This window comes from Aliikangiella maris, from assembly GCF_040719265.1.
Classification (GTDB): domain Bacteria; phylum Pseudomonadota; class Gammaproteobacteria; order Enterobacterales; family Kangiellaceae; genus Aliikangiella; species Aliikangiella maris.
On the sequence record NZ_JBFDAH010000001.1, the window covers coordinates 84,091 to 100,470 of the forward strand.

Below are 16,380 nucleotides of genomic sequence, written 5' to 3' on the forward strand. Positions count from 1 at the left end.
GCTACAAGCTAGCCAGGATGGTTTGAAACGAAAACCAGAATGCTTCATTTTTCCTCCAAATGTATTTGGTGTGTTATTACTTGGTTATTTTAATTGTGTGTTCTCACCCAGCTTGAGGTTTATGCAATTTTATTTAAAGATAAAATCTTAAAAGAACTGAAAGTAAATCTAGGGTGTCGTTTGTCTTGGTGGTGGGCAATGTGAATATAACCAATTTATAAAGCAGATGTAGCTCTTTCTAAAAATGGTAAAACTGACATTTTTCCTGTTATCTAAAATGCATAACTAAAAAATATAAAAAATTAACAACTGTAATTTAAGATAAGTATAGAGCGTTTTATTTGGTATAAAAAAGGCATAACCATAAGGGAGAACCACTTGGTTAAGCCAACGCTCTGAAGTTACAATATGAAACTAAACTATTCAGAATAAAGAGTATATATATGAAAAATTACTCAAAAAAATTGCTTAAAATAATTAATATCAAACAATCTAAGATTAATATGTGTTCTGCTTGATATTTTTCAAGTAGTAATTTGTTATTTACTGAATTTATTTTGCAGTTTAATAAATTGTTTGGTGGCTGATTTAGGTATGATATTAAGGAATTTGCTGATGCTTGATGGGGCAGATTTGCTACTTGATTGATCGGTACTATCCGATGGGTCCGTCACCTGATGGAATTTATTTTGAACATGGTTAGTTTTTAAAAATGAATGATGATGGACAATACCAGTTTACAACTGAATGCAAACAGCTGATATCTTTTTACATCTTCTGCGGAAAAATTCGCCTCATTTAAGGTTGGGTATGAACCATTACTCAACTTAACCGTGTTTATTAGACAGGTAAAACTGTAAGGTTGACCACTACCAGAAGCGGGACTATGGTTGTTATGAATTGTTGTAACGTTTCTAGGTATTAAAGTGCAAGTATTGTCATTGTGTAACGCCTAAATGGGCTGGGCTATTTGAGCCATATTCATATTGACTTGCTTTGGGATTTCCTTCTGGCCCCTGGCGTGCGCGGTTTGCAGATTTTCATAATGTGAAATTATCTGACCATTTTTTGTATTTATATAATAAATGTCGAAAAATTAGTGCATAGCAGACTAATGATGAAAAGAGGTGTTTTGGGTTATTTTCAAATTTATTTTTTTATCTGAGTCGTTACTTAATGTTTTTTGAAATCATTTTTGTTACTCCGACTAATGCATTTTATTTAAAAAAGGATAAAATCGGATGGTGCTTTATTGCTTTTTAGTTTCTAAGTAATGGTGTGCTTTCCTGGTTTTTGTGTTGTTATTGTTGGTGTATTATCTAGATGTAGTAAACGTGTAGTTAATAAAAAATTAAAGTGTTGTTTAATGATTTTTTGTGTTAGAAAAATTAAAAAAAGTAAGTGTTGCAAGAAGTTGCTACTTAAATAAATTTTAAATTATTAATTTGGTATTAATGCGTTCCAGCTTAATAAGCTAAATGAAAATGTCGCTTTTGGCTTGCCCGAGAAAGAACGTAGAGTCGCATGTGGTTTGTTGAAGAACAATGTGAATGTTAAAAAAAGTGCCACATAGAGTAGCACTGTCAAAGGGGCAGTTATAACTACAATGAAATTCTCACGCCTGCGTAATATTTTCGTCCAATACCGTCATACAACAATCCACCAGCGTTAAGACCGGGTAAATTAGGCGGCTCTTTGTCTAATACATTATCAATACCTAAATAAAATCGATAGTCATCGTTATACTCATAAGAGAAGTTTAAGCTGTGATAAGTATAAGCTTTCACTTTATTGTTAAACCAGTCAGGGTATTGTTCGGGTTGAGCAACTTTATTAAAGGTACTTTCACCGATATAGTTGATTGTCCATGCAGTACTGATATTGTCAATTGAATAAACTGAGTTAATTAATGCTCTGAAATGTGGAGTAGCAACTTGTCCCGCTTGACTATTGATATCTTCAGGATTTTCTGAATTTTGCTGGAACTTTCGCTCGTCAAGATAAGTTCCTTGGAATGAAAAATTCAGAGTGGAATTATCCAACCCGTGACGATAGAAAACATCCAAATCGACACCATTAGCATTAAATTTAGCAGCGTTAATACTTTTAACAGCTATTGAATTTATTTGACCTGAATTATCTCTAGCGATCAAACCACAAAACTCTGCATTTAATGAAGAGCTATCAACACAGTTATTTAAAATATCAGTTGAATCAAAGCTAGTAATTGCATCTTCGATTTCGATATCCCAGTAATCAACAGCGACACTTAATGCATCGAATGGGGTAAACACAAATCCAGCTGTTAAGGTAGTAGCTTCTTCAGGAATTAGTTCGAGGTTACCTTGAGTAATAACATTACGGCTACCAAATGCAGCTTCTGACTGGAAGTCATCAGCAATTCCTAAAGCAGCACAGTTGCTTTGTCGATTGGCAGGGTTAGGCCCTGAATTTAAATTGTTCGCATCACAAGGAACCGTTACAAACCGTCCCTGAATTTGTTGAGGCGAAAATAGCTCCTGAACGTTTGGTGCTCTTACAGCGAGAGAGTAGGTTACTCGAGTTCGAATCATTTCGTTAATGGTCAAATTAAGTGCCGACTTGTAAGTTGAATCACCGCCTGTTGTATTATAATCTGAATATCTGGCTGCGACTTCAAAGTCTAATGATTCAATACCTTGATCGATAAGTAATGGAAAAATTGATTCGAAGAAAACTTCTTTTACTTTGTAATCACCACGAGTAGGCAATACAAATGAGTTTTCACTGCGGCTTGCACCTGTCGTTGAACCAACTAAGCCTGAGCCAACACCATCTGGGTCAATTGCTTGGGTTAGTGGATCGGGTGTGCTTTTAGACTTTTCGTCTCGATATTCCAGTCCGGCGGCAAATGCGACCATGCCTGCAGGCATTTCGAACAAGTCACCATTAAATGAAAAAGAGGCAACTGTTTGTTTTATTTCATCAGTGCGTATTAGAACAACCGAAGCATAACTAAGCGCCTCTGGTGAAGCAAGATTATTGATTGGATTATACGGAACACATGCAATGTTACCACTGCGGCATACCGGGTTACCGTTTGCATCTGCAATACCGTCATCTGGCCCGGTATTGACTGGGTTGGGCAGAAATGAAGGATCTCGAACGGCATAACTACGGGCTGTCATCGGAATTTCTTTTTCTTCTGAATAGGATAAATGAACGGTTACATTACCTTTATCATCAGCAAAATTATTCCCCCAAGTAATAGCAAAATCGGTAGTTTCCCCATCGCTTTCACCGGTCATGCCTGCAGAAATGTCCAGAAGAATTCCTTGGGTGTCCTTTTTTAAAATGACGTTAACTACGCCGGTAACTGCATCGGCACCATAGATTGCCGATGCGCCGCATCATTATTACTGCTTCCACCGATACCATCGAGTAAGGCAGGCATTTTATGCATCAGATCGCCAATATTTTTGACGCCTGACATTTCAATCGTTGCGGAATCAATGACGGTTGTTGGCGTAGCCATTTAAATACTCCAATCAAAAGCAAAAGTGTTTTTATTTAGCAATAGTGAAGCAAAGTCCGTAAATTTATTGAGATGTGTATCTGAGATATGTATGTATTAACTGTTAACTACTCTTTAATTGCCAATGGTATTTTTGCAGCTTTAACGATTTTTGTTCTCTTAGGTTGTAGTAATTATATTATTTAATAATATAATTTTACATCAGGGAGTGTATCTGAGATACTCAAAAAGATAGCGGTTAAATTTTAATAAGACAATATTAAATACTTCGATAATTTAATGATGAGTTATATAAAAAATTAGATGTATTGATTAGATCTTTGCGGGTTAAAACAGTTAGCTAAAATAGGTTGGTTGTTAGAATCTTAAGTAACATTCTTTCAGTTAGCATGTTTGATAAATAAATTTATTTCAGGATGCATATAAGATTTAATAGTAAAGACAATTAAATATCCAATTTAATAATTGACTGCTGCAAATTTCCTGATACATTAGTGCCTTAGGACACATACTGAATAATGTGATTATAAAAACCAGCTTGCTCAGTACCTTGTTAAACTAGTAAAAGTACAAAGTAAAAGCACAAAGTAAAAGCACAATAGTAAAAGTATAATAGCGAAGGCGCAATAATATAAAATACAATATCAATACAAGAATAATGATATAAGATTAAGTATAAGATTAAATATAAAATAGCAAAGATAAAACAACAAAGATAAAACAACAAAATAATCAATTACAAAACAAAGATACAACAATATAAGTAGGCCGAAAGAAGGTGAAACCATAATAGCCAATTTTATATAGTTAAAGTGATTGTACTAAAGTGGGTTACATTAATTTAAGCATTATTCAATAAAAAATTGTTCGAACAAATAGTCTCGACAAAACTATTTACGCAGATCTATTAGCATAAGAACATTTTACAAAAGGTTCTTAATTAAAGAAGTATCAATAAAGTCATTTGAAATTATGTCACAACTAGAGAAAGAAGATTTAATTGCCTTAAGCAGAAATGGTGAGCAACTAAAAAATGTGTTCAGGCATTTAATAAAAGAGTTTCCTCAATCAGCTTGTTCCATTTCTGGAATGTCAAAATGGTTAGGGATTAATCGTTCGAATAGTCAACGTGTGTTAAATGCTGTTAATCGTAGTCATAACGGTTTTGATGTTATATGTATGTTGCCTGGCGTTGCTGGCGTTCAAGAATTTGTTGAGCAGTGTCGTAAGAAGAAACTCTCTGCGTTGTATGTGAAAGAGGCATCAAAAGCGCTTGAAACGTTTCAAGATAATATAAAAAATTACAGCCGTTCGCATTCTGAACTCAAGCGAATGATTCAGGATGCTGCGAGCGAAGTTGGTCAGGAAAATACAAGTGCCTCATCACTTCATAAACGACAAAGGTATTACCAATCGATTAGTGAGCTGATCGGTGAAAAAGCTGACGTTTTATTTGCTGCCTACGTTTTAAGAGTGAATGCCAAGCGCTCTGATTATTTACATGAAACAGCGCTGGTTTCTAAGCAGGGAATTTCTCATACCAGTTCGGCTCGACCTTTTTTTCAGTACTATGCAAAAACTGGAGACCCCGTTTTTAAAGAGCCTCATATTTTAGGAAGTAAAGATAATTTACCCAAAAAGAATTTTGGTGCAGCAATTGTCGAAAATTTTTCGAGCCCCAAGTTAATTAAGGGTTATTCAGGCTATTCCCAAAAGCATGAATGCTTGGTATTTAATAATGTGCGTCAACCTCAAGAACCATTCGATGCGACTTTTTTGTTTAGTAATCCCGATGCCATTCAAAATCCACTAAACAGTGATACTCATAGTAGTTCGACCGCGATTTCAATTAAAAATCCAACAAAAAGATTAATTATGATGGTATTTATGGAGCGTCAGCTCGATATTCGCAGTACCGTTAATGTTGGATGCTATTCTGGTAATCACCTTTTTGAAGGAGATTTGAGTTTAGATGAAATATGGGATGACAAATTACCTGAGTTTCCAGAACTTAAAATTATTAATCTGGACTCTCCTGTGGCAGAAGAGTCTGATGGTCTTAAATATGGTCATTTAAATGACTATATGTTTGAAATGTCGGGTTTGGATAAAAAGGATTTTGTTTGTTATATGCTGGATGTTTCTTATCCGATTTGGTCTTCTTGCTATCGAATTTATTTTGAGCATTGCTAGTTGGTTTAACAATCAAGACAATCGAAAAAAATAGTAAATATAGATTCTGAACATACAAGCTAAACATACAAGCTAAACATAAAATGTAGCGCTATAATTTTATCCTCTTAACTACGCCATTATTGTTAGAAAAAACAGGATTCAATTAGCGCTATGTTTACCAACTTATTTATTATTCTATTACTGTAACAAAATGCTGTTTTTGCTGGCTAGGTAATTTCGGTAATCGTTATCAAACTTATCATCTACAGATTTTTGTACATAACTTTGCGCGCATAAATACCGGCTTATTGCGTTAAGTTTAGGAAAATCACTCAATACATCAATTTGAAAATACTTTAAATAATAATTCAAACGGACGAAAAGTGGTGCAATGGCTGAGTCTAGTAAGGTGAAAGATTGACCATTAAAATAGGTGGCATTATCACTGGCAATTTCTTCTAGTCTACCTAGTTTACTTTTTAAGTCGGCTAAACTTTTCTGAAAATCTTCGTGTGTGTTTGCTATCATTGTGCCATAGTGACTGAGTAATACTTGACCAGAAAACTCAATCCAGCCGCGCATAACCGCTTTTTCTAAAGGATCTGTTGGTAATAGACTGGATGGTGTGACTTCATCTAAAAACTCATTGATTACCGCAGACTCAAAAATCACTGTGTCACCATACTTTAATACAGGAACTTTGCCTAACGGTGAGATTTTTAAAAACCAATCTGGTTTGTTTGCCAAATCAATAAAGGATATTTTAAAATCAATTTCTTTTTTTAATAAAGTAATAACAGATCGTTGAACATAGGGACATACGCTAAAACTGATTAACTCAATGGGCTGTAGTGACATGGAATAACTTCCTCTGATTAAAATTAAATATAATCCGGGTAGGTGATTGATTAGTTTAAAATCTGACTGCTTTTCTAAATTAATGGTAACGATTGTTTATTGCAGGAAGCACAGTATACTCACAAATATCTCTAAATGCAGCGTCATTTCCAATATATTTGGTTAGATATATCGTCATTATTAAAAATTTAAATGCTTAATCGTATTAATACACGGAAAAATATAAAAAGACTATTAAAATTAATATGTTAAGATTGGTGTTACAATTAAATATCCATGCTCGGTTTAAGGTTATAATAGGATGTTTATAGTCGATGATGACTGCAATTAGTTGTTTGGCAGATGATTACTACGATGGATTATATCAAGTCAGTATGAATCAGTTGATGTGCATAAATCTGCACAAATAAGCCCGCGTAAATAAGTCTATACGAATAACCCTATGGGAATTATTCTCCTGACAATAATGAATAGTGTCTTAGTAAAATTAGGAAACACCAAATGGTAAATAAACCTGATTCAGATAATACAGAATCAATGACAGTGAAATCCAAAAAGATTGTTGAACGAAAAGCTTTAAATATTGATGCTATGGATTTTCAAATTACTCAAGCGATAGATTGGGGAGATATGGATGCTTTTCAACATGTTAATAATGTCGTTTATTTTCGATATTTTGAAAATGTAAGAATTGCTTATTTTGAAGAAATAGGAATGAATCAATATATGCAGCAACACCAAGTCGGCCCTATACTGGGGACAACGGAGTGTCAGTACTTGGCACCGCTGACATATCCCGATGAAGTTCGTATTTATACTCAAGTAACGGCCATTCGAGAAAAACGCTTTACAATGCAATATTTCATTCATAGCCAAAAACTTAATCAACTCGCCGCTCAAGGAAGTGGAGAAATCGTATTTTTTGATTACAATTTGGGTAAAACGTGCAAAATTCCTGATGTACTTGTGTCAAAACTGGCTGCCAATTTAAATTAACTGTGCGATTTTAAATTTTGTTCATCATGAATAGGTGTTTTATTGAGTGGTTCTTTAGAGTATCTATAAAGAGGGTATTGGGGGCTACTGTATTCAAAACAAACAAATTGCCCTCTAATTATCTCCGGTTAATTTTCTAATCATGATAGATTAATTTGACCGGTTGGTGTTCATATCTCTTTCATGTAATATCCCATCGCATTACTATCGACTAACCAATATAGGCTTAGCGTTCACCTTGTATAATGAAGCGCCCAATAATTTACCTTGCAAACATCAGTTTGTAACAAGCATCAATCAATAAGTTGTTTTACGCTTTATCGGATTTTTAGACTAAATAACCGCTTTTCTTTAACGGCGCTCGAAATATTGAGCTAGACTAAATAGATAACGTTTTTTTATTCTGAAAAAACATTTTCGACTATTTGAATAATAGACGCTTAAGTTACTGGTTCTCTTGTGATGGTCTTGTTAAGACTAAGTAAATTAAAAATGATGCAAATAGAAAGGCATAACAAAAATATCGTTAATATGTATTCATAGGCTTACCATCGGTGTTGTTGAGTGACTGTTGTATTACTTGAAAATAGTGATAAATTTCAATTTATTAAAACCTTTTTAGCAGAGCGGCATATCGATTTTTGTTGTTTCGCTTCGGTGGCTGAACTACAGCGCTGGCTGGAAGCCTTTCCTGTCCCCGAAGGAATTATTGTTGATTTAACCATTACCGAATATCAGGACTTTTTAGTTCGTATATCACTAAGGTACTCTCAATTACAAATCTTTTCGCTAAAGAACATTTCGCCAACTCAACAATTAAGTCGTTTAACTGCATTTTTAAAACGCCTTTCTGCTGCTGATTTTAATAGAAATCCGACTCGCGTTTTATTTGTCGATGATTCAAAAACAGTACAGGTTAAATATCGAAAGATATTAATGCAGCAAGGTTTTATTGTTGATTTAGCGGCTAATGTAAAAGAGGGTTTTGCGTTGGCTTTGCACAACCAGTACGACATTGCGATTATTGATTATTTTATGCCGGGTGAAACAGGCGCAAAACTTTGCCAAAAAATCAAAGAGTGCGAATCAACTCACGAACTGGAATGTGCGGTGTTAACAGCACAGTATAAACAGTCGGTAGTTGATGAATGTCTGCAAGCAGGCGCGCGCGAGTGTATGTTTAAAAATGAATCTGCAGATTTATTTTTAGCACGTATTCGTGCTTTGCTAAGTAGTGTAGAGCGAAAGCGCCAGGTAGAGAAAGAACGTTCTCGATTGATTGGTTTATTAAATTCTGTCGCAGAAGGTGTATTTGGTGTTACACCTGATGGCAGGATCCAATTTGTTAATCCTGGTGCGTTGAGTTTGTTAGGTCAATCAGTGGCCGAACTCATCGGGGCTTTTCCACACAAAACTATTCATCCAACAGATAATCGTGGACAGCCAACTTCTTTTGAGCATTGCTTTTTACAGCAAGCTTATTTATTAGGAGATGAATTGCGAGATTGGCGAACACTTTTCAGGCGAGCTGATGGTTCTCTATTTCCGGTTGAATGTAGTGTGACACAATTGGGCGATGGTACTGACCAGCAGGGGAGTGTGGTTGTATTTAGAGATATTTCTGAGCAAGAGCGCCTCGAGAAAAATTGGCAATGGCGTCTGAATCATGATCATTTAACGGGATTACTCAATCGAAATGCTTTTGAAGAGATTTTGAATCGAGAACTTAATCGTGCAAAACGCACGCATGATTCTGCTTTACTACTTTTTATTGATCTAGATAAATTTAAATTAATCAATGATGAGTTAGGCCATGCAGCAGGCGATCAGTTATTAATTAATCTGGCTGAAAGCTTAAGTTTACGCTCGCGTGATACTGACTTTATTGGCCGGCTCGCAGGTGATGAATTTGTTGTTTTGCTCACAGAAGTTAAACCAGAAGAATATGCTGAGCTAGCTGAAAAGTATCGTAGTCTCTTAGAAGAATCATCACTATTCTGGCATGAAAAAATATACAGCGTGACCGGATCAATCGGGTTGAGTGAGGTTAATCAAAAAGGATTATCGGTTGGTGAATTACTGGCTCAAGCTGACCAGGCATGTCAAGTCGCTAAGCGTAAAGGACGTAATCAATGGGCACTGTTTGATCAAGAAAGTCAGGCTGATTTACAGGGGAATTGGTTTAAACGTTTAAACCTGGCAATGCAAAACCAAGAATTTTCCTTATTACAACAACCAGTATTTAGTGCAACCGACCCTAAAGAGCAGGTGGGGACAAACTGCTATTTACGACTAAGCGAAAATAATACGCTGATCTCTCCAGCGATTTTTATGTCAGATGCCAAACGTTTTGGTGTTATTAAAGAAATTGATAAATTGGTCATCAACCAGTTGATTGAATACTGTATTAATCATCCACACGGGCGCGGATGGTTTAGTTTAAGTTTGTCTGTTGAGGCAATTTCAGATGAATCTTTTCGTGATTATCTATTTGAACTTTGGCAAAGATCTGGGTTGCCTGCCAGTCGTTTAAGATTTGAACTAGGTGAAGAAGATTTATTTAAATTTCCGCAGTGGAAAAAGCATTTGGCTAAATTAAGAGAATATGGTTTTGGTATTATTATTAGCCATTTTGGAATGAATACTCAATCACTGCTAAATTTACCACAAATGCCAATTGATGCCATTAAACTGGATACTTCTTTAACCCGAGAATTAGCCACCAGTATACCTCGACGTCATTTAATTGATGCGATAGTGAAAACGGCTAATCAGGAAAATATTGAAGTAATCGCCACACATATTGAAACAGCAATTGAATTGGATTTATTACAAGCAAGAGAAATTAATCAACTACAAGGCTTTTATTTGGGTAAACTTGAAAAACTTAACTCTTAACTCCTTACTCTTTATTTTCGATTTAGATTTAGATTCTATATCAAAGTGAAAATTAAATCTTAATCAATTGTTGACTCGAAGAAATACGCCAGTGTGGTTAATGATTCTTGGCACTGGCGTTCATTCATTCTTAATTATCATATCCAAGGTTAGGTGAAAGCCAACGTTCAGCGGTTGCTAAATCCCAACCTTTTCGTTTTGCGTAACTTTCTACTTGCTGTTTTGAAATTTTTCCTACGCCAAAAAATTGGGCGTTTGGATGAGAAAAATACCAGCCTGAAACTGCCGCAGTTGGATACATGGCAAAATTTTCTGTGATACGTAAGCCTATACGTTCATCGGGTTTTAATAGCTCCCATAATGTTCCTTTTTCTGTATGATCGGGGCAAGCAGGGTAGCCAGGTGCGGGGCGAATGCCTTGATATCTTTCGGCAATTAAATCTTCATTACTAAATGATTCATCGGCGGCATAGCCCCAAAGCTCTTTACGCACCATTTCATGCATTCTTTCTGCAAATGCTTCTGCGAGTCGATCGGCTAATGATTTTAATAAGATAGCTGAATAATCATCATGTGCATTTTCAAACCGTTGTACATGTTCGTCAATACCGATCCCTGCGGTGACAGCAAAACAGCCAATAAAGTCGGCAACACCTGAATCTTTAGGTGCAATGAAATCTGATAAGCTGAAGTTGGCTTTGCCGGGACGGGTTTGTTTTTGCTGGCGTAAGAAAAACAGTCGTTTTAAAACTTCATCACGATTTTCATTGGTATAAATTTCAATGTCATCATAATCAACGGTGTTAGCCGGGTAAAAACCGATAACTCCCTTACCAGAAAGCCAACGATTCTCGAAAATTTGCTCCAACATGTTTTTTGCATCTTGATGTAATTTACGTGCCGATTCGCCAACCAGCTCATCATCAAGAATTTTGGGATATTTACCCGCTAGCTCCCAGCTTCTAAAAAATGGTGTCCAGTCAAGTCTGTCTATCAAGCTTTCTAAAGGGAAGTCCTCAAAAACTTCTTCTCCTAAAAATGTTGGTTTAGTCGGAGCATAATTTTGCCAATCGATTGGCGCCTTAAATTTTCTGGCTTCATCAAGATCGGTTATTTTTACTTTCGACTGTTTACTATTACGTTGCTCACGTAATTCGTGATAATCATTTTTAGTTTGTACGATAAAGTTGGGTTTATGCTCGTCGCTAAGAAGCTGACTGGCGGCAGTGACAACTCTAGAAGCATCAATAATGTAAAATACGGATTCTTGGTAGTTTGGCTCTATTTTTACAGCAGTGTGTATTTTAGAGGTTGTTGCACCACCAATTAATAAGGGTAAGTTCAGTTTCTGGCGCTGCATTTCTTTGGCAACGTGAACCATTTCATCCAATGAGGGTGTAATTAGACCCGATAGTCCGATAATATCGCACTTTTCTTTATTCGCAGTTTCAATGATTTTTTCACAGCTAACCATGACGCCTAAATCAATAACTTCGTAGCCATTACATTGCAAGACAACGCCAACAATATTTTTACCGATATCATGTACATCGCCTTTAACTGTTGCTAGTAGAATTTTTCCTTTACTAGAATTTTCGAGATTCAAATCTTTCTTTTCTTTTTCCATATATGGTTCTAAATAGGCAACCGCTTTTTTCATAACGCGTGCAGATTTAACAACCTGAGGCAAAAACATTTTGCCTGAACCAAATAAATCACCAACGATATTCATACCGTCCATTAGTGGGCCTTCGATTACATGTAATGGCCGTTCACAGTTTTGGCGAGCTTCTTCTGTATCTTCTTCGATGAACTCGGTAATACCTTTAATTAAGGAATGTTCTATTCGTTTGTTTACTGGTTGATCGCGCCAGGCTAGTCGATTGTCTTCTTTTTCCTGGCTTGCACCCTGCAAATAATTTTCAGCCAGGTCAACAAGTGTTTCTGTCGCATTACTCTTGGTATTTAAAACAACCGCTTCGACGGCGTCTTTTAATTCTGGCTCAATTTCTGAATAAACTTCTAACTGCCCTGCATTAACGATCCCCATATCCATACCAGCTTGAATAGCATAGTAGAGAAATACGGCATGAATTGCTTCGCGCACCGGATTATTTCCGCGAAATGAAAAAGAAACGTTAGACACACCTCCGGAAACCATAGCGCCCGGCAGGTTTTGCTTTATCCATCGAGTTGCCTCTATGAAATCAACCGCATAATTATTATGCTCTTCAATACCAGTTGCAATTGCAAAAATGTTGGGATCAAAAATAATATCTTCAGCGGGAAAACCAACTTTTTGAGTGAGTACGTGGTAAGCTCGCTCACAGATTTCAATTTTGCGTTGTAGAGTATCAGCCTGACCAGTTTCATCGAATGCCATGACGATAACTGCCGCACCATATCGTCTTGCTTTTTTTGCTTGTTCAATAAATTCAGCTTCACCTTCTTTCATTGAAATAGAGTTAACAATTCCTTTGCCTTGTACACATTGCAAACCAGCTTCAATGACTTCCCATTTTGAAGAGTCGATCATAATAGGAACTTTGGAAATATCGGGTTCAGCAGCAATTAAATTGAGGAAACGCTGCATACTGGCGATAGAGTCGAGCATTCCTTCGTCCATATTAATGTCGATAACTTGAGCGCCGTTTTCTACTTGATCGCGAGCAACATCAAGTGCAGTTTCAAAATCATTTTCTTTGATTAAGCGTAAAAATTTTGCTGAGCCGGTTACATTAGTGCGCTCACCAACATTAATAAATAAGGAATTGCTATTGATAGTCAGTGGTTCAAGTCCCGATAAATAACATCCTATCGGTTTTTCGGGAATTTTTCTAGGTTGATATTTTTCTGCAATTTCATTCAGTGCTTTAATATGAGCGGGAGTTGTTCCGCAACAACCGCCGACGATATTTAATAAGCCTTCTGCGGCCCACTCAGCAAGTTCTTGTTGCATATCTTCTGGTGTTTCATCATAACCACCAAACTCGTTGGGTAAGCCCGCGTTAGGGTGGGCTGAAACGTAACAGTCTGCAATATGTGAAAGTTCACTAATGTATGGTCTTAGTTCTTTTGCTCCAAGCGCACAGTTTAGGCCAAAGCTCACTGGTCTTGCATGACGCAGTGAATTAAAGAATGCTTCAGTTGTTTGACCGGTCAGTGTTCTACCTGATGCATCAGTAATGGTACCTGATATCATAACTGGGCGGTGAACATTTTCATTCTCAAAGTACTCTTCAACAGCATAAATTGCGGCCTTTGCGTTTAAAGTGTCGAAAATAGTTTCAATCAAAATAATATCCGCACCACCTTCAACTAATGCTTTGGCCGATTCATAATAGGCTTCTTTTAGCTGTTGAAAATTGATTGCTCGATATCCGGGATCATTGACATCGGGAGAGAGAGAACTGGTTTTATTGGTTGGGCCAAGTACGCCAGCTACAAACCGAGGCTTTTCTGGGGTCGATAGTTCTTGAGCAACTTGCTTAGCAATTTTTGCCGACTCAAAGTTAATTTCGCGACTGATTGATTGCATATTGTAGTCAGCCATTGCGACAGTGGTTGCATTAAAAGTATTAGTTTCAATAATATCAGAACCCGCCTCTAAATATTCGCGATGAATTGCTTTTATGGTTTCAGGCTGGGTCAAACTTAATAAATCATTATTGCCTTTTAGATCACAGTGCCAGTCTTTAAATCTTTCTCCGCGATAGTCGGCTTCTTCAAAACCATAGGATTGAATCATTGTGCCCATTGCACCATCAAGCAGTAGTATACGATCCTGTAGTTGTTGCTTTAATAATTCTGTCTGGTTGCTCATCATTGTTTTTTTAACTGGTAATCAGTTTTTCCGGTTGTTGGTTTATTTAGATTGCTTGGTATTTTTAAGATTAGGAAATGACATTTTTATACACTAAATTGTGATAAAACGGTATTTCCTTATGATTACATGCAATCAAAAGTTTTAAAAATAATGAATTTAAATATGCCACATTCGATGCATAGGAAGAGAGTTCTCATTATTTTTTTCGGCATTATTTTGTTCTGCACTCATTTCTTTATTGATGTAACCATTTAACCATTCTTTTGTAATATGCGGTGCAAACAGTTCAATAAAGCAATACATATAACCTCGTAACAATAAATTTTTGTTAAAGGCAATCCAAGTCGTGCATCGAGGTAAAATGGATTTTGCTGAAAAGCCAATTAAATCATTATCAATTTTAGGGTTAAAAGCCATGCTGGCAATAATGCCAATTCCTAAACCATTACGTACATAAGTTTTGATGACATCAGCATCCCGAGCAGTAAATACGATATTGGGTGATAATCCTTTGGCTTTCATGCCTTTTACTAAACTTGATTCACCAACTGCCGGCTCTTTATAAGTGATAATTGGATATTCGGCTAAATCTTCTAATGTAGGGTTAGTCAAATCACCTAGTGGATGATCTTGAGGAAATATAATAATTCGATCCCAGTGATAACAAGGGATTTTTATAATATCAGGTGATAGAGCAGCATTATCAGAAGCAATTGCAAAGTCGATTTGCTTTCTTTCCAGTTGATCATTCATTTGTTCTGCCGAACCATGTTGAATGTCAATTTGCAAGCTTGGATAACGCGCATGAAATCGCTTAAATACTTCAGGTAAAACATATTTGGCTTGTGTTTGCGTTGTTGCAATACTGAAACTACCTGTTTCAATTTTGTTTTTATCTTGCGCCAGGCGTTTGATGTTTTCGACTTCCTGTAAAGAGCGACGAGCGTGCTTGACAACATCCTCACCTAATGCGGTTAAACCAATTAGTTGTTTACCACTACGCTCAAAAATTTTTAGATCGAGTTCGTCTTCCAGTAACTTAAGCTGTTTGCTGATACCTGGCTGTGAGGTATAAATTTTTTCTGCCGCAGCCGTAATGTTGAAATTATTATCAACAATGGCAACCAAATATTTTAACTGGTGTAATTTCATTTGTAATAACTCATGTTACTTCTATTGCTAAGCTTGTTTTACTTGGTGTGTTAACTAGACTCATTGACTCAAGTATCAAGCTTATATCATTGCTATCTATCCATGATTAAGCGAAAAGTTATGATTTAAATAACTTGTTTTGCAGATAGGGTGTTTACATCATTAAAATTGTTAACACTGTCATATTTAACGATCAACATCAAATCTTGCATTTAACATCTAAAACCTAATATCCAAAAAAACCTTCAATATAAAATCCAACACATCATGTGCCAAATCATGTCCCATAGCCTATAGTGGGATAACCTATGGTCGGATAATCTATAGCGAGATATCGTGCGATTTAATTATTTAATCTTCTGACAACGCCCTGTTGGTAATCTCTTATTTAAGATTACATTCTGTCATTTAAAGCTAAATCACGCCGCAATGTTGCATCGGTTAATTTTAAGTGCAGCTGGTTTCTAGTAAGCGTTGCTGGTTTCACATTTTTACGCACTAAACCTATCTCAGTTTACCAATTTGTTTTAGCTGTGCTCACTTAAATGTGCTCACAGCGAGTCACAATTGCAACTGAAAATTGATAGTCATTTCATTCACTTTTTACCACTATTTTCAGATTTTCATCTATCTATTGGTAAGCCAATAAATTCGGTAGCTGACAACTCATATCGAAGGATACAAATCAACAAATACTCTTGTCGTCTAGTTAGTGGGTATAAACAACTTGCAATAACACATATTCTTCACTGCTTTGGACGTCCAGACGTAAAGATGTCGGCAAATGTACCACTCTTGAGATGGAATAGCAATAATTATTAATAATAGTTTTAAATGGACAAATTCACTAGTTTAGCCCTTATGTTTCGTGGGTATTTCTGTTGGTTATGTTTACAGAGCCAATCTCTATTTCTGGTTTGCAGAGGAAAGTGTTCTTATTGCACGGTATTTAAATTTTTGA

Annotated in this window: 8 protein-coding genes; 3 read left to right on the top strand and 5 right to left on the bottom strand. The window is 36.1% G+C overall.

What is annotated here, in order from left to right; all coding sequences use genetic code 11:
- Positions 1–1,601: 1,601 nt before the first annotated feature.
- Together ABVT42_RS00395 and ABVT42_RS00400 are read right to left on the bottom strand one after the other, a co-directional pair.
- Entirely contained in the window at positions 1,602–3,287 is a 1,686-nt protein-coding gene (locus ABVT42_RS00395; protein WP_353873112.1) for a TonB-dependent receptor domain-containing protein, read from the bottom strand.
- A 56-nt stretch (positions 3,288–3,343) separates the two neighbouring features.
- Complete coding sequence (locus ABVT42_RS00400) at positions 3,344–3,514, bottom strand: hypothetical protein (protein ID WP_353873113.1); 171 nt, start codon at positions 3,512–3,514, stop codon at positions 3,344–3,346.
- A gap of 972 nt (positions 3,515–4,486) precedes the next feature.
- Between ABVT42_RS00400 and ABVT42_RS00405 the strand changes: the two genes are divergently transcribed.
- Complete coding sequence (locus ABVT42_RS00405; RefSeq protein WP_353873114.1) at positions 4,487–5,707, top strand: hypothetical protein; 1,221 nt, start codon at positions 4,487–4,489, stop codon at positions 5,705–5,707.
- 180 nt (positions 5,708–5,887) lie between these two features.
- Here ABVT42_RS00405 and ABVT42_RS00410 read toward each other — a convergent pair whose 3' ends face one another.
- Positions 5,888–6,547: a glutathione S-transferase family protein gene (locus ABVT42_RS00410; RefSeq protein WP_353873115.1), complete on the bottom strand. Its 660-nt coding sequence runs from the start codon at positions 6,545–6,547 to the stop codon at positions 5,888–5,890.
- Between the two features lie 501 nt (positions 6,548–7,048).
- Between ABVT42_RS00410 and ABVT42_RS00415 the strand changes: the two genes are divergently transcribed.
- Both ABVT42_RS00415 and ABVT42_RS00420 read left to right on the top strand, forming a co-directional pair.
- Positions 7,049–7,543 carry an acyl-CoA thioesterase gene (locus ABVT42_RS00415; protein ID WP_353873116.1) on the top strand — a complete coding sequence of 165 codons (495 nt, stop codon included), beginning with the start codon at positions 7,049–7,051 and terminating at the stop codon, positions 7,541–7,543.
- A gap of 564 nt (positions 7,544–8,107) precedes the next feature.
- On the top strand, positions 8,108–10,441 hold the full coding sequence (locus ABVT42_RS00420; RefSeq protein WP_353873117.1) for a two-component system response regulator: 2,334 nt from the start codon (positions 8,108–8,110) through the stop codon (positions 10,439–10,441).
- Between the two features lie 130 nt (positions 10,442–10,571).
- Here the strand turns inward: ABVT42_RS00420 and metH are convergent, their stop codons facing one another.
- Both metH and ABVT42_RS00430 read right to left on the bottom strand, forming a co-directional pair.
- Positions 10,572–14,267 (bottom strand): methionine synthase, encoded by a 3,696-nt coding sequence (gene metH, locus ABVT42_RS00425; protein WP_417281466.1) that lies wholly within the window; start codon positions 14,265–14,267, stop codon positions 10,572–10,574.
- 156 nt (positions 14,268–14,423) lie between these two features.
- Positions 14,424–15,419: a LysR substrate-binding domain-containing protein gene (locus ABVT42_RS00430; protein ID WP_353873118.1), complete on the bottom strand. Its 996-nt coding sequence runs from the start codon at positions 15,417–15,419 to the stop codon at positions 14,424–14,426.
- Positions 15,420–16,380: the final 961 nt, after the last annotated feature.